The sequence below is a fragment of the Devosia sp. genome (assembly GCF_030689745.1).
In the GTDB taxonomy this organism is placed as follows: domain Bacteria; phylum Pseudomonadota; class Alphaproteobacteria; order Rhizobiales; family Devosiaceae; genus Devosia; species Devosia alba.
The window spans coordinates 1-21,254 of sequence record NZ_JAUYGL010000050.1 but is presented as its reverse complement, the minus strand read 5'-3'; the positions used below and the strand labels follow the sequence as shown (position 1 = coordinate 21,254).

Genomic DNA, 21,254 nt, shown 5'->3' with positions numbered 1-21,254 from the left:
CACCTTGGGAGACCGACGAATGTATTCGCGCATTCCTGCCGTCCTGTTCGCCACCGATCGGCGATTTTCTGCAGCCCATTGCCTAATGATGGTCCTGCTGGCGCTGACCGTGACCATCCTTGCGGCGACTACGGCATTGGCGCAACCGGAACGGCCTGACGGTCAGGCGCTCTACCTAGAGTATTGCGCCAGTTGCCACGGCGCCAACCTCGAGGGCCAGCCCAACTGGATGGAGCGGCTGCCGAGCGGACGATTGCCTGCGCCGCCGCATGATGAGACGGGGCACACTTGGCACCATTCCGACGAGCAACTGCTCAGGATCGTGCGCGATGGCTTGGCTGCCATCGCCCCCGGCTACGAAACGGACATGCCCGCATTCCGGGGAACGCTCAGCGACCAAGAGATCGTGGCGATCCTCGACGACATCAAACAAGCCTGGCCGGATCGCGAGCGGGAAGTCCAGCGGAGCAGATGATCTGCTTGGCACCGCCGCCCATCCGACACCCACCTGACCCGACCACGGACCGGACAATGCCTGCCACGCAACCATCGTAATCCGGTCATAGTGGAAAGGGGCGCCGAAGCGCCCCTTAGGTCTTGCCCGGTCCAGCTTACTTTGCGGCCTGTTCTTCGAGCCAGGCCAGCATCTCGGCGATTTCCGCCTCCTGAGCATCGACGACCTTCTGAGCCATTGCCTTGGCCCATTCGTCGTCGCCATGCTCCAGCTCGGCCTTTGCCATGCTGATCGCACCCTGATGGTGCGGGATCATCCCGCAGACAAAGGCCACGTCGATGTCCTCAGCCTTGGCGCCGGTCATCATGTCGCGGTTCATGGCGTCCATGCCGGCCATCATGTCGGCATGGGCCTGATCCATCTCCGGGTCCATGGCCATGGGCATCATCGGCGCCTCGCCGCCCGATTTGCATATTTCGGGAAGGATCGAGGCGACTTCGCCGCCCATGGCGGACATGTCGTGACCGGGCATGGCGTCCTGGGCGGACGAAGAGGCAGCCGTACCGGCCAGCAGCGCGAAGGTAAGCAGTGCAGTCTTGAAAGTGTGCATTTTTCATTATCCTGATTGGTGGTATCAAATGGCTTTCGCCCCACTCCATCAGGTCAATTTCGGAGGTCGGTCCACTCTTGCACTGCCCCAGCGGAGCGCGATCTCGAAGGGAGAGTGCGGATAGGCGGCGGCCAGCGACAAGCGAGTAGAGGCCCATGGAGGCGCGGGCAGTGGCACACCGCAACGGCCCAAGCCGCAGCAACTGATCTGGCCATCGTGATGACCCTGGCATTTGTCGCCAGGGCAATGATGCGCGGCAAGCACTTTGGCATGTGCTGCATGCGCCTGGGTGTCCAACTGTGCGGCATGGCCGGCATTGTGGGAAATCATGCTGAACGCGACAAACATCGTCAGGGCAACGAACCGCCGGATCGTTTCCCAAGGCGTTGTCGCATTTTTTGGCGGGCTCAGCATTGTTGGCTAACTCGATGTGTGGGCTGACGGTTCCCTCATTCGCAGGACCGGGAGTGTGTCATCGCTTCGCTGCAGAGACCAGCATGTCGAACGCATCGATGATTTCAGTCCCCGCCCCTTTGACGCCCGCATCGATCCATTGGCGGATTGCAGCCAGCAGCGCCCCGCTCAGCATGGCGATCATCGTTGCCCGGTGTTCATCGGGTCCAAGCTCTGCCGCCACCACCTCTTCAACGATCGATCGGAACTCGGTCTCGGCAAGACCGCCGCCGCCGCCTCCGAGGAGAGCAGCAAAGAGCCCGGCATGCGACTTTGCATGGTCAAGCAGTGCTTCCATGAATGCCCTCCGCTCTGCGGCGGTGGATTTGGGCAAGGACGCCAGTTCGTCCCGCCAGCGGTTGAAACCGAACTGCAGCAGATCTTCCTTGGCTTTGAAGTGCGCATAGAAGGTCGTGCGCCCGACGTCGGCTTCATCGATGAGTTCTTGGATCGAGAACCCGTCATATCCTTTCTCGGCGACCAGCGCGACGAAGGCCGAATAGAGGGCCTCCCTGGTTTTTCTGACGCGACGATCCATCATTTCCGAACGCTCTGCCCGCATCTGTTCCATACCGAACGTCAACGGGTGGACGCCCCTCCTGTTTCAGAACATCTGTTCGGTAACGGGTATGCTGTCCGTCATCAAGGGATCAATCATGTTCAAGACCACTCCGGCTCTCGCCTCACTCGCTACACTGGTGGCCACCCTTCTCGCCACCGGAATTCATCATATCTTCCGGTTGGGTCCGGCGCTCATCCTGCCCACTGCGGTAGGGTTGGCCGTCCCCATCGTTCTCTGGGCACTTTATGCACGCTCCGGCAAACCCGCATTGCTATGGGCGTACGGCGCCTATGCCGGCCTCGTGGTGTTCTGGTTCGGCTTTCTCGACGGGTTCTTGGACCACGTCGTCAAGGCCGCCGGGCTGGAGAACATCACGTTCCTGCCCGGCAGCGAGGAGGCCGTCGTGGGGACTGCGATGCAACTCTGGTCCCAATCTGCGTCGACGGCCTTTTACGAGGGGACAGGCATTTTGAGCGCCATCCTTGCTCTCCTGACGGTCATCGCCACCGGGGTATATGTCTACCGGGAGCTTCCCGCCCGGGCCGAGCCCCGCCAAGTTTAAGCAGACGAACAACCCAACCATGCTGAGAATAGGGCCGCTGCGATGACGCAGGGGCCCTATTGGGTAGCTTAGGTTCGAAGTTGCCCCGTGTAGCCGGCATCTTCGATTGCCTGGGAGAACCGCTCGACCGGTTCGTCACTCTCAATCTTCACGGCGAGCGAACCCAAATCGATGTCGACTTTGGCGGCGGCGTCGACGCCTTTCACCGCTTTTTCGACCGTGGCCACGCAGTGCGAGCAGGTCATGTCGCTGACTTGAAAATTGTACATCCGTATCCGTCCTTCTTGTTGGGCTGCACCTAAACTGAGGCTTCCAACAATGGGAAGGTCAAGGACCTTTCGTCGCTTTCGTGCTCAGTAGGCATCCGTGGCTCACAATCCTGAACCACCCACACGCCAACTGACGCCGGCTAGAACTTGTCAGCAAGGATATCGTCGCACCCCAGCTCGCGCACCATCTCAGACATCGACGTCACGAAGCCTGCCGGGCCGGCAATATGCACGGACCAGTTGTGGAGCTGGGAGATGCAGGAAGCGATCAGGGTCTGGGGCGTCGCATCCTCGGTCATGGCCCGCGTGACGATTGACCGATAGCCTAGATTGCTGTGCCTGGCGGCCAACTCAGCGAAGTGGTGATCGAGATATAGGTGATGGGTCTCGCGGGCGAATGCGAAGACCTGTACGGCCCGCTGGTCGCCGCTGGCCAAGAGGCGGTCCACGATCGACTTGATAGGCGCCTGCCCCGTGGAAGCTGCCAGGGCAAGAAGTGGCCGGTCTTGATCGCCGCGAAAGCAGGCGTCACCGAAAGGGCCCGCAAGCTGGAGGCTGTCGCCGAGAGAAAGCCGGGACACGAGCCCGCTGGCCTCCCCACCGTCCACCACCCTGATGTGGAACTCGACATTCTGCGCCATCGGTTGGCTAGCGGGGGAGTAGCTTCGGGTAATGCCGCCGGGCAGAGTGATGTTGACGTATTGCCCAGGAAGGAATGACAGGGGCTGTGCCGGTCTAACCAAGAGTCGTTGGATCTGGGGCGCGATCTCATGCCGCGCCACCACAACGGCCTTGATGGGCGACATAGGCGGCAATGCTCCGACCGCGTCGGGCCAATACACGGTGATGTCGGAGGTCGGGACGGCTCGACAGGCCAACACCAGGCCCTCGTTACGCTCGGGCGCTTCCAAGGCGAAGGGGGAATGCGCGAGAAGGTCGACCTTGCCTTGCAGCAGCCGGGACTTACAGGAACCGCAGCGGCCCCTTTGGCATCCATGAGGATAGGCCAGCCCCTCGCGCAACGCCGCCGCGAGGATGGTTTCACCTGGCAAGGCTACGATGGCACGAGCCGCCTGCGGAAAAAGGATAAGGTGCGCCAAGTCTACGCTCCCCGCGGCAGCGAGAGGAGATCGGCCAACTTCGGCCGCTGGGAGGGGAAGGTGCCATAGAAAACATTGGTCCCGATTACGGTGATCGGCGCAACCCGGACGCCGGTTCGTGCCTTCGCCTCTTCGGCCACCGCTGGATCGGTCAGATCCCTCTCGCTGAAGGGGACGTCATTCAAAGTCAGCCAGGCCTTGAGCTGGCGGCAGTCAGGGCATGTGGGTGTCGTGAAGATTTCGACATCGGGGAATTCGGTGTCGGCCACCATGGCCTCCTATGCTTGATCCCGTAACGGGGTGCGGCTTCCAACGCTGGTCGAGTCAAGGGCGTTACCCCAGACGCCGACCGATCGGTTCTTCGCCGAGGCCAATATCGCGCCGAAGATGCGCACTGGTCGGCGCTGCCGCGGTGCGACGTGAACGGAAGGGCGCAAGCAGTCGCTGTAGCCAGTTCCGTCGTGCCAGCGGTGGCGTGAGATAGAGTTCGTAGTCTTCGATCATGGTGTGCTCCTTATGGGCGAAGGAGTCGGACCGGGTTGCACCGGTCCGACTCGTCCATCAGCCGACTGGCACTTCGCGCTGCGGCGCGGAGCCACTCACGAAGACCAGTGTCGCCGCTGCGCCGAGGAAGGCTGCCACAGCGGCACCGAAGAACGCTGTCTGGAAGCCGGGCAGCAGGTCTGCCGTTTCGGCTCCGCCATGCGGAGCGACCGAGGCCGCGAGGGCCACCATCACCGCAAGACCCACAGCGGATCCGACCTGGTAGGTGGTGTTGATGAGGCCCGAGGCGAGGCCGGTTTCTTCCGGCTTGGCACCGGACATGCCGGACATGGTGGCGGGGATGTAGGCGAGAGCCATGCCGAGCGCGGCCAACAGCGAGGCCGGCAGGACGTTGATCCAGAAGCTTCCGTTGGTGGGCAGGTTTGCGAACAGGAGCAGGGCGGCACCCATCAGCAGCAGGCCGAGGATCAGATTGGCCTTTGGGCCGAACCGACCGATGAGGCGGCCTGAGAACCCGACCATCACGACCATGATCATCACAGTCATCGGCAGCAGGGCCAGGCCGCTGGAGAGTGCGGAGAGGCCAAGGATCTGCTGCAGATAGAGGTTCAGGAAGAACCAGAGCGGGATCCAGGCAGCACCGAGCAGGCCCATGACCAGGTTTCCGGCGGCAAGGTTGGGTGCCTTGAAGATGGCCAGCGGCAGCAGCGGTTCGCGGCGGGCAGCCTGGATCACCAGGAAGATCACGAGCAGAACAGCGGCAACGGCGAGCAGAATAAGGATCTGCGCCGAGGCCCAGCCCACGGTCTCGGCCGTGACGATGGCGTAGACCAGGGTGACGAGAGCGCCGGTAACGGCGATGGCGCCAAACCAATCGACGCGGCCAATGCTTCGCGGGGACTTCCGCAATACGGCCGGAATCAGCGCCAGCACCATCAGACCCAACGGCACGTTGATGAGGAAGGTCCAGGGCCAGGCGAGCCACTCGGTGATCACGCCACCGAGGAACACGCCAGCCGAGCCGCCCGCAGCTGCGGCAGCGCCCCAGAAGCCGAAGGCCTTGCCGAGTTCGGCACCATTGTGAGCGAAGAGGCGCATCACGATGGTGAGGGCCGCCGGAGCGATCAGTGCGGCACCGACCCCTTGCAGTGCCCGACCGGCCAGCAGCAGTTCCTGACTGTTGGCGAGGCCGGCAAGCAGGGATGCGGCGGTGAGGATGACGAAGCCCGTGGTGAAGATGCGCCGTGCGCCGAAGAGATCGCTGAGACGCCCGCCGAGCAGAAGCAGACCGCCGAAGGCGATGACGTAGGCATTGAAGATCCAGCTCAGGCCGCCCGGGCTGAAGCCCAGTTGGGTCTGAATCGCCGGCAGCGCGACGCCGATGATCGAAGTATCGAGGATGACGATGAACTGGGCCGCGCAAAGTAGCGCAAGCGCCAGCCACCTCTTGGGATCGGGTCTAGAGAGTTCCATTTCGAAGTTCCTTTGGGTCGTGTTCCGGGCATCCGGAACATCTTGGATCGCGCTTCAAAACCGCGACTTTCTCGACGCCTAAGGCTTCCAACTCTTGTAGGGTCAAGAGCCAAAATGGAGGTGTTTGCGGGAAAATGAACCTGGCCCCGATGGCGGCATCGGGCAACGACGGGAAGCGTCGATCAGCCGACTCGCAGTGGAAGAAATGCAAAAGGCCGCAGTACGACTGCGGCCTTTTGGGAGCGATACTGATATGTTGCTAGCCGGCGTGCGCCCGATCCGGCGCTATGTCGGTGAGACCAAATCGCGGTTGCCGTTTCTTCGGTTCCGGCGCTGCCGCCGAGGCGAACCCTTCGATGATCGGGCAGTCGGGCCGCCCGTCGCCGTGGCAGTTGTTTGCGAGATGACGCAGGGTGTCGCTCATTGCCTTGAGCGCCTTTGCCTTCTCGTCGAGGACGCGGATGTGCTCGAGGGCGATGTTCTTGACGTCTGCACTGGCACGGGACCGGTCCCGCCAAAGGGCGAGAAGACTGTTCATCTGATCGACCGAGAAACCGAGGTCCCGCGCCTGGCTGATGAAGCGAAGTGCATGGATTTCGTTTTCGGAGTAGACCCGGTAGCCGGACTCGGCGCGCAGCGGCGACTTTATGAGGCCGATGGATTCGTAATAGCGGATCATCTTGGTGGAGACGCCGCTTGCCTTGGAGGCTTCGCCGATATTCATGATGCAGACTCCAGAAGGGTCGAACCAAGAGAGGAGGAGGCACGCGCCTCGGGGGTTAGTGTGAGGGGTCCTGCTTCGGGCGAGACGGGCCCGATATGGGCTGTTGGAAAGCGCATTTTCTGCGGTCCTTCATCTGACTGCCGATAGTGATACTCCTTCCAACGATTGTAAGGTCAAGCGTTATTAGGTCGACATCGGTCTGTGGCCGCCCGCCGGTAGCCGGATGACCGTGTTGCGGCTGTCCCCGCTCGCCCCTACACGTAGACCAGTTCCGACATCATGCCGGTCGCCATGTGGTAGAGGTTGTGGCAGTGATAGAGCCAGCGGCCCGGGTTGTCGGCCTCAAAGGCCACTGTGACCGAGGCCATGGCAGGGACCAGGACTGTGTCGCGTACCGCTCCGGAAAGCGCCTGGCCGTTGATGTCGACCACCTGGAAATGATGGCCGTGCAGGTGCATGGGATGAGCCATCATCGAGTGGTTCATGAACTGGAGCGCGACCCGCTGACCGGCCGAGACTTCGAGCTTGCGCCGCGTCGCCCAGGGCTCACCATCGAGGCTCCACAGGTAGGGAGACATAGACCCGCCCAACATCACCGAGTGGTGCACGTCGGCGTCTCTCGTTACGAGTGGTATGGTCGACCGCAGGCGCGCTTCCAATGACAAGTCGATGGGGCCAGCCGCCACGTCGGCCATGCCGACGAATTTCGGGATCTCTGCTCCGGGCGCCGCCAGGATGACGCCGGTTCGGGCCCGATCACCTTCCCTCTGGGCGAACACGGGGATGACCGCACCGGCAGGCACGTCCACCAGCAGGTCGATGCGCTGCGCTTGGGCCAGCGGGAAACGGCTACCGGCAACCGGCTCGACCGGATTGCCGTCGACCGCGATGACGGTCGCCTGGTTTTCGCCCAGTTCCAGCCAGAAGGCGGTCGAGGCGCCGCCATTGATAACCCGCAGCCGAACCCGCCCGCTCCGCTCGGTCCTGACCACGAGTGGGTCATCGAGAGTTCTGTCATTGGCCAGATAGGCGTCGAACTCAACGTCGTTGAGGTCCATCCCGCCCATGGCCATCATCGAATGATCCATCGCCGCAGGCGCGCCATGGCCGACCCCATGATCCATGGTGGAACTGCCGGTCAGCCCTTCCAGGATTTCCTCCGGGGAGCGGAAGGAAAAGTCGTGCAGCAGGACGACCACTTCCTGGACGTCGGCGCGGACCGCCTCGGCATCACGCACGATGAGCGGCGCGGCCATCAAGGCCTGCTCCTGCAGGCCATGGTGGGAATGCATCCAATGCGTGCCCGGCCTGGCCGCGAAGTCGTAGCTCCGGGCTTCCCCCGCTCCGATGGGCCCGACATAGCCTGTTTCGGTGATGCCATCGGCCTCTGGTGCAGGGACCTGCCCGTGCCAATGGATGCTGGTGGCCTCCGCGGTTCGGTTCTCCAGCGTCACGTCGAACCGTTCGCCCTCATCGAAACGAAGCCCGTGAGTGCCGTCGGCCCCAGTGAGGCCGAATACGGTCGCGGACCGGCCAAGCACCTCGATCGTCCGGGTTTCGGCCACGAGCAACTGCCCCTGGGCACCGAACGCCGAGGGCGGCAGTATCAGGCCGGACGCGCAGAGGGCTGCGGCCGATTTCAGGACGGTGCGGCGGGTTACGGGATAGCTCATGGTCGAATACCTCGAAGGATGGGATGCTTGCCGGACCTTGTCCGGCTTACCACGGTGATAAGGTCAAGAGGTGAAAGCTCGATGGCCGGCTGCAAGGCCGGCCATCTGTCGTCAGTTCTTTGCAGCCTTGAACGTGCGCAAGCGGAGGGCATTGCCCAGAACGAAGACGCTTGAGAGAGCCATGGCGCCCGCCGCGAAGACCGGCGAGAGCAGGATGCCATGGGACGGGTACAGCACGCCCGCGGCGACCGGGATCAACGCCGTGTTGTAGGCGAAGGCCCAGAACAGGTTCTGCCGGATGTTGCCGATGGTGGCCTTGGACAGGGCTATGGCATTCGGCACCCCCAGGAGGCTGCCGGACATAAGGACGACATCTGCGGCCTCGATGGCGATGTCGGTGCCGGTCCCGATGGCGAGGCCAACATCGGCTTCCGCCAGGGCGGGGGCGTCGTTGATGCCGTCGCCGACATAGGCCACCTTGCCGTACTGGCTCCGGAGGCGGCGCACCGCGTCGACCTTGCCGTCCGGCAGCACTTCGGCAACCACTTCATCAATGCCGAGCCGGGCGGCGATCGCCTTCGCCGTGCGGGCGTTGTCGCCGGTGATCATCGCCACCTTAAGGCCGAGGTCGTGCAAGGCCTTGATCGCCGCAGGCGTGGTTTCCTTGATCGGATCGGCTACGGCGATCACCGCAGCCAGTTTGCCGTCGATTGCCGCGTAGAGCGGAGACTTACCTTCGTTGCCCAGTCGCGAAGCCGTCGCGGCGAACCCGGCGACGTCATAGCCCAGCTGGGTCATGTACCGGTCGGCGCCGATCTCGACACGCTTGCCGGCCACCGTGGCATTGACGCCAAAGCCCGTGACCGACTCGAACGCTGAGACGGCAGGAAACTCGAGACCTTCCTTCTGTGCGGCGTCAACGATCGCCGAGGCGATCGGATGCTCCGACTTGGCTTCGACCGCGGCGACGAGACCGAGGACAGTGGCCCGGTCGAAGCCGATCGCCAACTCAAGGTCGGTCAAGGCCGGCTTGCCTTCGGTCAACGTACCGGTCTTGTCGACCGCAACGACCTTGGCATCCTTCAGCAACTGCAGTGCTTCGCCCTTGCGGAACAGCACGCCGAGTTCGGCTCCCCGTCCCGTTCCGACCATGATCGAGGTCGGCGTGGCCAGGCCCATGGCGCACGGGCAGGCAATGATGAGAACCGCAACGGCGTTCACCAGGGCGAATGACAGCGCCGGGGATGGGCCGAAGACGAACCATGCCGCGAAGGTCAGCGCCGCGACTGCAAAGACTGCGGGCACGAACCACATGGTGATCTTGTCGACCACCGCCTGGATCGGCAGCTTGGAGCCCTGAGCCTCCTCGACCATGCGGATGATCTGGGCCAGCACGGTGTTGCCGCCCACAGCGGTCGCCTTGAACGCGAAGGCACCCTTCTGGTTGATGGTACCGCCCACCACTTCAGATCCTGAGGACTTCGAAACGGGGATCGGCTCGCCTGTGATCATGGATTCGTCGACATAGCTGTCGCCTTCGACCACTTCGCCGTCGACGGGGACGCGGTCGCCAGGGCGGACTTCGATGATGTCACCCGAAACCACGTCGTCGATGGCGAGATCGATCGCCTTGCCGTTCCTCCGGACGCGCGCCGTTTTGGCCTGCAGCCCAACCAGCCGTTTGATCGCTTCGGACGTGCGGCCCTTGGCCTGGGCCTCGAGCAAGCGTCCCAGCAGGATCAGAGTAACGATGACCGCCGCCGCCTCGAAATAGACGTTGACGGTGCCGGCAGGCAGGAAGCCGGGAGCGAACGTGGCCACCAGCGAATAGCCATAGGCCGCCAGCGAGCCGACCGCGACCAGCGAGTTCATGTCGGGCCCGAGCCGCCACAGGGCGGGCAACCCCTTCTCGAAGAAGCGGATGCCAGGAATGAACAGAACGAGCGTGGTCAGTACGAACTGGAAATACCAGCTTGTCTGCATGCCGACCGTCGAGGCGATAAGGTCATGCGCGCCCGGGATGAGGTGCGAGCCCATCTCGAGGGCGAATACTGGTGCGGTAAGGAGCGCGGCGAAGGTGAAGTCGCGCTTGAGGTCGCGCTGCTCGGTTTCCTTGCGCTCTGCCCGCTCGTCGGCTTCCGTCTTGCCAGATGGTCCGACATTTCCGCCAACCGGTTTGGACTCGTATCCCGCATCGGCGATCGCCTTGATCAGGGATGCGACGTCGGCGTTGCCATGAATGGTAGCACGCTCCGTCGCCAGGTTCACCGAAGCGTCGGTGACGCCGTCCACGGCCTTGAGCGCACGCTCGACACGTCCCACGCACGAGGCACAGGTCATTCCCTCGATGGCAAGCTCGACGGATAATGGTGTTAGGCTGGCAGCGAAGCTCGGCGATACGCTGTAGCCGGCTTTCTCGACAGCTTCGACGAGCCTTGAACGGTCCACGGTCGAAGCGGCCGTGACGCTTGCGCGCTCAGTCGCCAGATTGACCGACACGGCGACCACGCCGGAAACTGCCTTGATGGCCTTTTCTACGCGACCCACGCATGAGGCGCAGGTCATGCCTTCGATCGGCAGGGAAATCACTGCGGACGTTATATCGGCAGCTCGAACAGGGGCATTCATTGCCGTCTCCTTCTCGTTCAGAATTCATGTTCGAACGGAGAATGGGGCTTCCAGCCGTGGGAAGGTCAAGGCGTTGTTTTGTCTTATTTGGGCCCTTGACCCTCCAACGGCTGCAAGCCCTATCTAGTGGTGCATGAGACCAGAAACACAGGAGATTCTCATGCAGCTACGCATCGAAGACATGACTTGCGGCGGTTGCGCCAAGTCGGTCACCGCCGCCATCACCTCGGTTGATCCGGGTGCCAAGGTGGAGGCAAATCCCGCAGCCCGAACGGTCAAGGTCGAAACCTCGGCTTCGGAAGACCAGATCCTGAAGGTTCTTGACCAAGCCGGGTACCCGGCAACCATCAGCTGATCGAGGCGGTCCGATGAACAAGCTCACCCCCATCTTCATTGCAGGAGCTATGGCGATCAGCGCCGGTCTTGCCTTTGCGCAGAGTCAGATGAACAAGCCAGAAACGACTTCCGGCCATGCCGATCACAGTATGTCCGCACCGGCAACCGATGCGGACGGCCCCTCCACCTCGGCCTACCGTGTAGCCAACGACAAGATGCATGCCGAAATGACCATCGAATTCACCGGTGATGCCGATATCGATTTCATGCAGGGGATGATCCCCCACCACCAGGGCGCCATCGATATGGCTCGCGTGGTTCTCGAGCACGGCGGGGACCCCGAGGTTCGAAAGCTCGCCGAGGAGGTAGTCACCGCTCAGGAGGGCGAAATTGCGCTGATGAAGCAATGGCTCGCTGAACGCGGCCAGTAGAGACTCGGGGGCGGCGTGCTGAAAGAGCATTGGCCAAGACAAATAGTAAGGCCGGGCAAGCTGCCCGGCCTTACTCCGTTTCGGGATGGTGGTGGGGCTATTCCGCCTTCCGGGAGGAAATGGGGTCCCGTCACCCCGTTTCTGACAGTCCAATCGATGAACGCCGAAGGAGCGGGTATGGGGCCGGGAGAGGTTCGTCCGGTCTTGGCGACAGTCTTTGATAATCTGCGCTTCAGGAGCCTACGCGAACTCAGTCATTCGTACTTCGGTTCCGGAGTGGTGATCTTGCCCTCAAACCGTCAATCTGTGGCGCGGCTTTTCTCCAAGCTGGAGCGATATTGATGATCTGACCTTTGATGCGTTTTATTGGTGTATTTCGCGCTTTCTGAAGAGGTCGTGATAATTGGTCTGATATCGCTACGGCCTAATCGGACGACTAATTCGGACTTTCGGAACCTACCAAATCAACTGACTTTCTTCGGCGTCGTCCCCATCGATTCTGAAAGCCTTTGTGCGGCACTCTTGAGGGCCTCTATAGTCGCCGGCTCGATCTCGCGCCCTATATCGGCAACGGTATCTAGCAGCGCGATCGTCCCCACAATCTGGTCCGCCGGACCGAATATGGGTGCAGCGACCCCGTTAAGGCCCTCCCGCATTTGCGCGACCGATATTCCAGCCTGCCGGACCACTTCCAATTCACCGGGGCGCTCGCGTTCATAAGTAGCGCGCGCAGCAGCAAGCGGCGTCCCGGAATTTAAACTCGCCTGCGCCACCGCCATTGCGAGTTTGCCCTGCGCTGAGGTGAGAAACGGCAGCACGGTCCCAGGTCGGATTTCGAGAACTATAGGCGATTTCCCTGAGATCGATTTGAGCACCTCGATCCCGTGATGTTCGACACGGGAGAGGATGACTGAGTGCCCAAAGCTTTCGCGGAGATCGTGCATGACACTGGTGGCAAGATTTACGAGGTCGTAGCGACGGTTAATTGCCCGACCGATGTCGACAAGCTTTGGGCCGACCCCGTATTGACCACCCGGTTCGTAGCGAGTCGCAATCCCGGCATTGAGCAGAGTCTGGAGATGACGGAATATCCGGCTCTTTGACGTGCCGACCTCCTTGGCGAGATCGCTTACGCTGACGGGGCCATCCGACTGTGCCAGACGGTCGATAATCGCAACGGTGAGCAACGCGGCCTGGGTACCTTCACCCAGAGATTTGGCCACTGTTGGCATTGCCGCTACTCCAATATGTCATCGACCGTTCAGGGCGGTATTATCACCCCGAGAACTACGCGACCACCGATACCTTGCTTGCACCGAAATAGAGTTCAAGCGCATTGAGTCCGCCGATTCGGTGCTGGGCGGCGAGATCCGGCACCGCGTCTTGGAACCAGTCGATAGTCTCCTGATAGCGTGTCCCTTCGGTACCCACGAACGGGCAATCGCTGCCCCACACGATACGTGTGTCGCCCGTCTGGCGCAGAAGTTCCTTCAAGTAACCGGCAGACTCCTTAAATCCCAGCCGGTGCGGGCCCGAGGCCTTGACCCAGGTCCGGCCCTTCTCGATTGACCGCATCATCGCCTTGAACCCCGCGCAGTCAACGCCATCTTCGGGCGTGGGGCGCCCGAGATGATCGACCACCAGCTTCGCCCCGCAGGCTTCAAATACCGGCAACAGATCAACCAGGTCTTTGCCATCCGCGTGCAGATGGATATGCCAATCCAGATCGGCAATGCGCCGAAATGTCCGGCGGTACTCAAAAGTGGAAAGATCAGGCAAACGATCAAGCCCGATCAGATGCATGCGCACCCCGACGATGCCCGCCCGGTCCATATCCTGCATTACAATACGCTCAACGCTCGGCTCGAGGATCACGGTGCCGCGCAGACGTGGGGAGTGCCTGACGCAATCGATGACATAGTCATTGTAATCGAGCCAAGGGCTTGCTGCAGCGAGAACTGCCTGGCCGACTCCGTGAGCATCGAGCACACCGATGAAATCTTCGAGCGTGAAGTCATAGTCAGGTGCGTGGCGCGGATTATCCCTAAGCGGCATGTCGCGTTTGAAAACATGCGCATGCGCATCCACCAGAGGCACGGCCATTTCTTCGTGCTCAATACTCACGGACTCAACTCCAGCCTATTGCGTCTCGATACCGGCACTATCGATGACTTCGGCCCATTTCTGCCGGTCGACCTCGAAGCGGTCAGCCATTTCCTCTGGCGTTGTCGACCGCGCGATCGTGCCCAGATCGGCAAATTTCTGTACAATCTCGGGCATTTCAGTCGCAGTCGCGACAGCCTCATGCAGCGCGTCAATAATGGCGTCCGGCGTGCCGTCCAGCGCATAGAGCGCATTCCAGCCCGTGACGTCGTAATTCTCTACACCTGCCTCTGCAGCGGTCGGAACCTGGGGGAGTGCGGGGTTGCGATCAAGGCCCGTGACGGCGATTGCCCGCACCTGCCCACCCTCGATTGCCGAGGCGAACGCGGTGTAGGATTCAACGGCAATGTCGAGATCGCCGCGTATCAGGGCCGCCATCACGTCAGGCGAGGTACGATAGGGAATGATATTGGCCTCCATGTTTGTCACCGAGCGGAACAGTTCAGCCGCAAGATTTTGCGAACTGCCCGGATTGACGGTGCCGATATTGATGCTGCCGGGATCGGCCTCCGCCTTTGCCAGCAATGCCTCAACACTGTCGATGTCAGTGTCCGGATTGGAAAACAGAACCAGATCGAACCAAGCAACCGTCGAGATCGGTGTGAACTGGGACTGAGGATCATAGGAAAGTTCGGTAAACAGAGATGTCGCGATCGTCGTGCCGTTCGACATCACGATCAGCGTGTGGCCATCGGGCTCAGAACGCAAAAGCTGCTCGGCAGCCGCAACGCCGCCGGCACCGGGATGGTTCTCGACAACGATCTGCTGGCCAAGGATTTCGCTCATTTTCTCGCCGGCCAGCCGAACGGTGACATCCGCCAGTCCGCCCGGTCCGAATGGCACGATGACGCGGATCGGACGGGTCGGGAAATCCTCCTGCGCCATGACGGTGCTGGTCATCAGCGGCAGGGATATCGCTGTTGCAGCCAGTGTGGTCCCTATCAACAGGCGGCGCATCAGACGTGCCATTTTGGGTTTGTAGCTCATAGTCTCCTCCTTTGGTGATCTGGATGTGGTTTGCATGATCGTCCCTGGCCTACCCACGCTTACGCACAAGGCCGGCGACACGGCCCGTTGCAGCTCTGACCAGCGGGATCGACCCCGCGAGAACAAGTGCGGTCATGGCGAGAAAAATAAGGCTGATCGGGCGTTCCAGGAAAACCGCCAAGTCGCCGCGAGAAAGTACCAACGCCCGCCGGAAATGTTCCTCGAGCAGCGGACCGAGTACAAAGCCAAGCAACAAGGGCGCCGCCGGAAAGCCAAAGCGGTTCATGAACAGTCCCGCCAAGCCGAAAACCAAAGTCAATAGCACGTCGAAGGTACTGTAGCTGACGCTGTAAACCCCGATGCAGATAAAGAATAACATTGCCGGATAGAGCAGATGATAAGGGATTGAGAGAAGCCGCACCCACACACCGATCATAGGAATGTTGAGGACGAGCAGAAAGATGTTGCCGATCCAGAAGCTGGCAACGATGCCCCAGAACAACGTGGGCTCATCGGTAAGCAATTGGGGACCAGGCGTTATGCCGTGGATCAGCATGCCACCAAGCATGACGGCCATAATCGCATCACCTGGGATGCCCAGCGTGAGCGTCGGAATAAAGGCTGCTTGCACCGACGCATTGTTTGAAGCTTCAGGCGCACTGATCCCCTCGATCGCGCCTCGACCGAAAATTTCTGGTGTTCGTGAAATCCGCTTTTCGACGGAATAGGACATGAATGTCGCAATTGTCGGGCCGGTGCCGGGCAACATCCCCACAATCGATCCGACTACCGATCCGCGCCATGCTGCGGGCCAGAAGCGCCGCATATCCTCGCGAGTGGGCAGCATCGAGCGCAGCGTTATCGCCCGCGCATCGACCGTGGCGTATTCACCCCGGCACAGATTGGCGAAAATCTCCGAGACGCCGAACAAGCCCATGGCGAGCGCCACAAGGCTGATGCCATTAGAGAGATCGATATTGCCAGAGGTAAAGCGTGCAGCGCCCGAGCTGATATCGGTACCGACGAGCCCGAGCAACAGCCCCACAGCCACCATCAGCAGCCCTTTGATCACCGAGCCTGTCGAGAGCGTAGAGGCCGCGCAAAGCGCAAGGATCATGATGGAGAAATAGTCCGCAGAGGAGAAGCTGATGGCGAAATCGGCAAGAACAGGCGAAAAACCGACCAGAAGGATGATCGCAAACGATCCGCCCAGAAACGAGGCGATTGTTGTGATAAATAGCGCAACGCCCGCGCGCCCCTGCTGGGCCATCGGATAGCCGTCAAGGCATGTAACAGCAGCAGTCGGGCTGCCGGGAAGGTTGAGAAGAATTGAGGCGGTCGAACTGCCATATTGTGCGCCGTAGAAAATGCCCGCGAGCATGATCATCCCGTGCATAGGATCGAGATAGAAGGTCAGCGGCAGGCACATCGAGATCGTCGCGAGCGCGCCAATCCCGGGCAGAACGCCAACAAAGGTGCCGAGAGAGACGCCCAGCAGGCAAAACAGTAGCGACTCCCAGGTTAGCGCCGCCTGAAACCCGAGCCCGAGATTTGCAAGTGTTTCCAAGGCTCACCTACCCCACAGGGTGAGCGGCATGCCTAGCCCCCAAATAAAGACGAGGTATCCGCTCAGCGAAAGCGCCCCTCCCAGAACCAGTATCGAGACCGGGCGGATAGGCGGCTTTGCCAAGGCGCTCAATCCTACCAGGGCGAAGGTCGCGACTACGAGGCCGAGAGACTGAACCAGGAGCAGCCATGCAAGGATTGCTGTGCCAACCCACACTATGGGGGCCAAGCGAAGGGCCATCCGCTCTTCATTCTCTCCTCTGGATTCGAACGCTGCAGCGAGTGCAAGAACGATCACCGCTGTGCCGATAATCACCGGAAAAAAGCCCGGGCCCATCCGCGTCAGCTCTCCCATGCGATAGCCCGAGCCCACCACCACGGCGTAAAGGCCGAGCGTAGCTATCGCGAGGCTGACCCCAACCGACCCCCAGCTGCTTTTGCTAAATGCCAATCTAGCCCCCTAGCGTTCTTTCTATAAGAACATCTCCTGCATCTATCAGAACGCTACCACTGAGTTTCGCCAGTGGTCAAGCCTTTGGCTGTGGGTGTGGCTATGGCAGTCAATGAAAAGAGAAGTTGCGCGAGGTCTGTTCATGTCAACTTGAGAGCGGCGGCGCAGATGTAGCACTGGCAAGGGTTGAAGGACTGGTGGGCTATGTGCCCTACGCAAATTTCACAGCGCCGTTCACGGACGGCTCTTTGTTGAAAAGGGGGGTCCGAGCTTTACCATTGCTGGTTGGTACTGCCGTGTATCCGGCCCATAGGTGCGGCCTATCATGTGCCGCTGGTGAAAATGCCATTCGCGCACGGGCAGTTTCAAATTAGTTTTCGAGTGGCTGTGCCTAGATTAGCATCCGGCTCGAGCTCGGGCATGGCCTCACGCGGGTGGCAGCGGACAGGAAAGAAGTGCTAGCTTCTTCCGATGATCAACATCCGCGTTTCCGTGACCATTGCCGCCCTTCTCGCCACCGTCCTGGGTGCTCTCCCTGCGCAAACCCAGGAGTGGAACGTTCGCTTCGATATGTGTGACCGCGATCGGTACACCTGCGTGGTGGATGGAGACACCATTTGGCTGCAGGGCGTCAACTTACGGCTTGAGGGCTATGACACGCCCGAGCCCTACACTAACATCTGCGGCGGACAGGCCGAAGTCACCCTGGCGAAGCGGGCGAGCGCTCGTTTGCTGCAACTGCTCAACAGCAACCCGTTTACCGTCGAGAAGAGCGGCACGGATCGCTTTGATCGCACTCTGGCGACGATCCGCATTGGCAGCACGGACGTGGGCGACATATTGATCAGTGAGGGACTCGCGCGGAGATGGCCCAACGGCCGCGAGTTCTGGTGCTGAACCAAAGCGCTGGGCGGGCCGGGGGCCCCGCCAAAGAGGGAGCCTCAGCCCGACCGGCTTAGGACCGAGCCCCGGGTGACAAAGTGCAACTAGGGATTGAAATACCATGCCATCGGAAACTCGCTCCCCGCGTCTCGCAGTGTTGATCGACGCCGACAATGCCTCGGCGCGGATCGCCGACGGCTTGTTCGAGGAGATCGCCAAGATCGGCGAGGCGAGTGTGCGCCGGATCTACGGTGACTTCTCCAGTACCAGATCCAAGGCCTGGGCCGATGTCCTGTCCAAGCACGCGATCATCCCGCAGCAGCAGTTTGCCTATACCATCGGCAAGAACGCCTCTGACATAACGCTGGTAATCGACGCCATGGACCTGCTCCATAGCGGCAGATTTGATGGATTCTGCCTCGTGTCGTCCGACAGTGACTTCACCCGGCTGGCATCTCGCATACGGGAGCAGGGGATCGACGTCTTTGGCTTCGGCGAGCAGAAGACCCCCGAGAGTTTCCGACAGGCCTGCCGCAGGTTCGTCTATACCGAAAATCTCCTCCCCACAGCGCCGGCCAATGGGCAGGATACCGGTCAGAAAGCTGCGTCGCTGCAAGCGCCAGCGGACGCTGTGCCGATTCTGGTCAAGGTCATAGCGCAAATGGACACCGAAGATGGCTGGGTTCCGCTGGGCGCCGTTGGCAATCAACTAGCGAACCTTGCTCCAGATTTCGACCCGCGGACCTTTGGCTTCCGGAAGCTCAGCGACCTGATCCGTCAAACCAACGCGTTCGAGCTGCTGCATCCAGAGGGAGGAGCGCTCCGCATTCGCCCCAAACCCAAGGCGCGCGGGCGCTGACCAGCGACCAGATCGGTTGCGACACGACCTGCGCAATTGGCGCGGCACGGGAAGGGAGCTGTGGTTGTAGCCAAATTCACTCCATCTCCGGCACGTCGCCGTGCTGGAAGAGCACGACGGGTTCGCCGAACTCGCCATTCACCTAGTCGGCTGACCGCGACCAGGTGATGACCCCGGCATAGGTGCCGAGCGCCGCCATGCGTTTCTCATCCATTCGGGCCTGTTCTCCGAGGGCAATTCGCGTGGCTCGAAGGCCGGCCGCAGGTAACCCTACTCATCCTGTATGGAGGTCATCAGCACCACCAGCGTCTTGAGCTTCGTTCCGGCGCCTGCCCGCTGCGTGCTAGGTGCTTCCATATTTGATCACCCTCCAGTCTGGACACCGCAGCGCACGCCACAACAAAAAATGAACACACGACAATAGCCTGTCGGCATTGGCGACAGCGCAGGGCCTCAAATGGATCAGGCAGAAGAATGGGTTTGCTGCCTATCCGGCGGGCTTCGACCACCTTCGGCGAAACGCTTCCATCTGGCAGAATACCGAGCGCACCGACAGCTGGTGCTGGACCGTCAAATGGGAGGACTGGTTCAGCGCCAGCGGCATTGCCGAAAGCAAGCAGGAGGCAGCTGACGCGGCAACGGAAGCCTGGTGGATATCAGTGGCGTCGCCGATCCCGCGCGATGTGGAACGCGAGAGTGCCGTGCTGGTCGCCCGAGCGCCGGTGCTGCCGCCTCCCAACAGTCTCTTCAGCAAGGACCGGGAATTCTGGTCAGGCTGAACCGTGCGCTGGCGCTCCTCTGTGCCGACGAGCTGCGCACCGGCCAGCTTCCGCCTCCGATCAGTATCCTGATGCAGACCCTGTCCTCCGAGCTGTTCAGGCTGCGGGTCGGCACCGAGGTCGCGCAGTAGGGCCCGCACGGTCTCGGCTCGTTCATCGGCATGCTCGGCTTCCCGCACCCGGGCCGGAATGCGCTCAAGGCCAGCAAGATCCCGGCGGAGCTTGGCAATCAGCTTTTCCCGCTCCGGATTGATCGATGGCACTCTCATAGCGAATTGAGCAGGGGCTTCTTGGTGTCGGTGCCCTCATTGCGGGCGTCGTTCACCGCGCGGCCGACCCGGCAACGGACATTCATCTCTGCCAGGTGGTCTCATTGGTGAAGCAGCCGCACATATAATCACAGTCCTGGTTCAGGAGCGAGCTCGCCCCATCGGTCGTCCCAGAGCTCCCGGTGCTGGAGCCAGACCACCACCCGCCTGAACGCATGGCGCTCACAAACCTGCTCGGCCAGCTGCAGTGCGTTCTCGACCGGCATCGGGCCCTCCACGGCAGACTTGGCCTCCATGGCACCGCTGGACCAGTCTGGCCAATAGATAGTGGCATTGCGCTGCCCGAACTGCAGGCCGGCCACTTTGAGAATGCGGGTATCGCTGCTGATGCCCACGGTCACGGCATCCAGCGCCACATCATCCTCGTCTTCGGTCCATTGATAGACCCGCTTCACCATTCGCTCCACTTGAAGTCCACCGATGGCATCGGCAACCACCCACGATCAGTTTGCACCAAACTTGCTGTCGGTGATGGCGAGGTCGATCTGCTCCTCGATTTCATCAAAGACAACGATGATCAGCAGCTCGCGCTCGGCATCGGTCTGCCCTGCATCGGCATCGACCTTTTTCACGGTGAAGGATCGCAACTGGTGATCGCGGCGCAGCGTGTAACCCGCAAGAAACTCGATGAAGCCCGCCTCGCTCCAAAAGTCGACCATGAAGGTCTCCAAATACTGGACATACTTGGTCGAAATCTCCGCGCTCAACCTGTCCACAAGAGTCTTCATGCCTACCTCCGCCAGAGGAAGCTTACCCACTTTACCCCCTCGGCTGCCAGCGGCTTTATTCTCGAGGCGCAGCAGGGAGAAAGACCGTGAGACTTGGTCGAGAAGGCCGGAGGACTGTGGCGCAGTTTCTCAATTCGCTGGCCGTAGCATTGGTGGCCACCCTTGTGCTGGCGCCGCTGGCGCTTGGAACACTCCGTCCCGTTTACGCGGCAATGGCGACTGCGGCCGCATTGCTCCTTCACCTGATCGCGGTGGGGACGGCCCGGAGATGACGACTGCATTCATGGTCGCTGCCGCGATGGGGCCGGTAACAGACGGGCAGCCAATAAACAGAAGCCAGTGATTAGCTGCCAGTTCAAAGAGAAAGCGACGTCAGATCCGACCGCCCATAACGGTCTGATTCCAATTTGGAGCCACCGACCACACAAAATCTCCTGCTCAGCAAACATTCACCCGATCTGACTGCAGAAAATGCCGGCTGTGCTGATTTCAGATGAGGTGGATGGCTCCCGCTCCCGGCATCTGAGTGCCAAAGTGGGTTTGCTGTCAGGCAACCCAAGCAAAGGAGCCATCCGCCATGCAGATTACCCCCATAGGCCTCGATCTGGCCAAGCGTGTTTTTCAAGTTCATGCCGTTGACGCGTCTGGAGACGTTGTCGTGCGCAAAGCCCTACGGCGATCGCAAGTTCTGCCGTTCTTCACCAAGTTGCCGCCCTGCCTGATCGGTATCG

Annotated in this window: 24 protein-coding genes and 1 pseudogene; 7 read left to right on the top strand and 18 right to left on the bottom strand. The window is 61.1% G+C overall.

Features of this window, described 5'->3' with window-relative positions:
- Window positions 1-19: 19 nt before the first annotated feature.
- A complete protein-coding gene (locus Q8O80_RS04425; protein WP_305577347.1) occupies window positions 20-475 on the top strand; it encodes a cytochrome c in 456 nt (151 codons plus the stop codon).
- 136 nt (window positions 476-611) lie between these two features.
- On the opposite strand, the gene Q8O80_RS04420 is transcribed toward Q8O80_RS04425, so the two are convergent.
- Together Q8O80_RS04420 and Q8O80_RS04415 are read right to left on the bottom strand one after the other, a co-directional pair.
- Window positions 612-1,064: a DUF305 domain-containing protein gene (locus Q8O80_RS04420; RefSeq protein ID WP_305577345.1), complete on the bottom strand. Its 453-nt coding sequence runs from the start codon at window positions 1,062-1,064 to the stop codon at window positions 612-614.
- Between the two features lie 472 nt (window positions 1,065-1,536).
- Entirely contained in the window at window positions 1,537-2,100 is a 564-nt protein-coding gene (locus Q8O80_RS04415; protein WP_305577343.1) for a TetR/AcrR family transcriptional regulator, read from the bottom strand.
- Window positions 2,101-2,173: 73 nt separating this feature from the next.
- On the opposite strand from Q8O80_RS04415, the gene Q8O80_RS04410 reads away from it, so the two are divergent.
- Entirely contained in the window at window positions 2,174-2,641 is a 468-nt protein-coding gene (locus Q8O80_RS04410; protein WP_305577341.1) for a hypothetical protein, read from the top strand.
- A 68-nt stretch (window positions 2,642-2,709) separates the two neighbouring features.
- Here Q8O80_RS04410 and Q8O80_RS04405 read toward each other — a convergent pair whose 3' ends face one another.
- The 8 genes from Q8O80_RS04405 to Q8O80_RS04370 form a co-directional block, all read right to left on the bottom strand.
- Window positions 2,710-2,910 carry a heavy-metal-associated domain-containing protein gene (locus tag Q8O80_RS04405; protein ID WP_305577339.1) on the bottom strand — a complete coding sequence of 67 codons (201 nt, stop codon included), beginning with the start codon at window positions 2,908-2,910 and terminating at the stop codon, window positions 2,710-2,712.
- A gap of 140 nt (window positions 2,911-3,050) precedes the next feature.
- Complete coding sequence (locus Q8O80_RS04400) at window positions 3,051-4,010, bottom strand: 2Fe-2S iron-sulfur cluster-binding protein (protein WP_305577337.1); 960 nt, start codon at window positions 4,008-4,010, stop codon at window positions 3,051-3,053.
- A 2-nt stretch (window positions 4,011-4,012) separates the two neighbouring features.
- Entirely contained in the window at window positions 4,013-4,282 is a 270-nt protein-coding gene (locus Q8O80_RS04395) for a glutaredoxin family protein (RefSeq protein WP_371136101.1), read from the bottom strand.
- Window positions 4,283-4,343: 61 nt separating this feature from the next.
- Window positions 4,344-4,514, bottom strand: a complete 171-nt coding sequence (locus Q8O80_RS04390; RefSeq protein WP_305577333.1) for a hypothetical protein — start codon at window positions 4,512-4,514, stop codon at window positions 4,344-4,346.
- 57 nt (window positions 4,515-4,571) lie between these two features.
- Entirely contained in the window at window positions 4,572-5,987 is a 1,416-nt protein-coding gene (locus tag Q8O80_RS04385; protein WP_305577331.1) for an MFS transporter, read from the bottom strand.
- 259 nt (window positions 5,988-6,246) lie between these two features.
- Window positions 6,247-6,711: a Cu(I)-responsive transcriptional regulator gene (gene cueR, locus Q8O80_RS04380; protein ID WP_305577329.1), complete on the bottom strand. Its 465-nt coding sequence runs from the start codon at window positions 6,709-6,711 to the stop codon at window positions 6,247-6,249.
- Between the two features lie 254 nt (window positions 6,712-6,965).
- Window positions 6,966-8,384, bottom strand: a complete 1,419-nt coding sequence (locus Q8O80_RS04375) for a multicopper oxidase family protein (protein ID WP_305577327.1) — start codon at window positions 8,382-8,384, stop codon at window positions 6,966-6,968.
- 111 nt (window positions 8,385-8,495) lie between these two features.
- On the bottom strand, window positions 8,496-11,012 hold the full coding sequence (locus tag Q8O80_RS04370; RefSeq protein ID WP_305577325.1) for a heavy metal translocating P-type ATPase: 2,517 nt from the start codon (window positions 11,010-11,012) through the stop codon (window positions 8,496-8,498).
- Window positions 11,013-11,172: 160 nt separating this feature from the next.
- On the opposite strand from Q8O80_RS04370, the gene Q8O80_RS04365 reads away from it, so the two are divergent.
- Both Q8O80_RS04365 and Q8O80_RS04360 read left to right on the top strand, forming a co-directional pair.
- Complete coding sequence (locus Q8O80_RS04365; protein ID WP_305577323.1) at window positions 11,173-11,367, top strand: heavy-metal-associated domain-containing protein; 195 nt, start codon at window positions 11,173-11,175, stop codon at window positions 11,365-11,367.
- Between the two features lie 13 nt (window positions 11,368-11,380).
- Window positions 11,381-11,779: a DUF305 domain-containing protein gene (locus tag Q8O80_RS04360; RefSeq protein WP_305577321.1), complete on the top strand. Its 399-nt coding sequence runs from the start codon at window positions 11,381-11,383 to the stop codon at window positions 11,777-11,779.
- Window positions 11,780-12,243: 464 nt separating this feature from the next.
- Here Q8O80_RS04360 and Q8O80_RS04355 read toward each other — a convergent pair whose 3' ends face one another.
- The 5 genes from Q8O80_RS04355 to Q8O80_RS04335 are packed head-to-tail and all read right to left on the bottom strand — an operon-like array spanning window position 12,244 to window position 16,946.
- On the bottom strand, window positions 12,244-13,011 hold the full coding sequence (locus tag Q8O80_RS04355) for an IclR family transcriptional regulator (RefSeq protein ID WP_305577318.1): 768 nt from the start codon (window positions 13,009-13,011) through the stop codon (window positions 12,244-12,246).
- A 55-nt stretch (window positions 13,012-13,066) separates the two neighbouring features.
- On the bottom strand, window positions 13,067-13,903 hold the full coding sequence (locus tag Q8O80_RS04350; RefSeq protein WP_305577316.1) for an amidohydrolase: 837 nt from the start codon (window positions 13,901-13,903) through the stop codon (window positions 13,067-13,069).
- 15 nt (window positions 13,904-13,918) lie between these two features.
- The gene (locus Q8O80_RS04345; RefSeq protein ID WP_305577313.1) at window positions 13,919-14,929 is read right to left on the bottom strand and encodes a tripartite tricarboxylate transporter substrate binding protein; all 1,011 of its coding nucleotides are present in this window, start codon (window positions 14,927-14,929) and stop codon (window positions 13,919-13,921) included.
- A gap of 49 nt (window positions 14,930-14,978) precedes the next feature.
- A complete protein-coding gene (locus Q8O80_RS04340) occupies window positions 14,979-16,496 on the bottom strand; it encodes a tripartite tricarboxylate transporter permease (RefSeq protein WP_305577311.1) in 1,518 nt (505 codons plus the stop codon).
- 3 nt (window positions 16,497-16,499) lie between these two features.
- Window positions 16,500-16,946 carry a tripartite tricarboxylate transporter TctB family protein gene (locus Q8O80_RS04335; protein WP_305577309.1) on the bottom strand — a complete coding sequence of 149 codons (447 nt, stop codon included), beginning with the start codon at window positions 16,944-16,946 and terminating at the stop codon, window positions 16,500-16,502.
- Between the two features lie 471 nt (window positions 16,947-17,417).
- Between Q8O80_RS04335 and Q8O80_RS04330 the strand changes: the two genes are divergently transcribed.
- Together Q8O80_RS04330 and Q8O80_RS04325 are read left to right on the top strand one after the other, a co-directional pair.
- Window positions 17,418-17,843: a thermonuclease family protein gene (locus tag Q8O80_RS04330; RefSeq protein WP_305577307.1), complete on the top strand. Its 426-nt coding sequence runs from the start codon at window positions 17,418-17,420 to the stop codon at window positions 17,841-17,843.
- Between the two features lie 106 nt (window positions 17,844-17,949).
- Complete coding sequence (locus Q8O80_RS04325; RefSeq protein ID WP_305577305.1) at window positions 17,950-18,687, top strand: NYN domain-containing protein; 738 nt, start codon at window positions 17,950-17,952, stop codon at window positions 18,685-18,687.
- 487 nt (window positions 18,688-19,174) lie between these two features.
- Here Q8O80_RS04325 and Q8O80_RS04320 read toward each other — a convergent pair whose 3' ends face one another.
- The 3 genes from Q8O80_RS04320 to Q8O80_RS04310 all read right to left on the bottom strand — a co-directional run bounded on the left by Q8O80_RS04320 (window position 19,175) and on the right by Q8O80_RS04310 (window position 20,523).
- Entirely contained in the window at window positions 19,175-19,729 is a 555-nt protein-coding gene (locus tag Q8O80_RS04320; protein WP_305577303.1) for a hypothetical protein, read from the bottom strand.
- 134 nt (window positions 19,730-19,863) lie between these two features.
- Entirely contained in the window at window positions 19,864-20,190 is a 327-nt protein-coding gene (locus Q8O80_RS04315; RefSeq protein ID WP_305577301.1) for a hypothetical protein, read from the bottom strand.
- A 48-nt stretch (window positions 20,191-20,238) separates the two neighbouring features.
- The gene (locus Q8O80_RS04310; RefSeq protein WP_305577299.1) at window positions 20,239-20,523 is read right to left on the bottom strand and encodes a hypothetical protein; all 285 of its coding nucleotides are present in this window, start codon (window positions 20,521-20,523) and stop codon (window positions 20,239-20,241) included.
- A gap of 577 nt (window positions 20,524-21,100) precedes the next feature.
- On the opposite strand from Q8O80_RS04310, the pseudogene Q8O80_RS04305 reads away from it, so the two are divergent.
- Window positions 21,101-21,254, top strand: a pseudogene (locus tag Q8O80_RS04305) (IS110 family transposase); the annotation flags it as partial.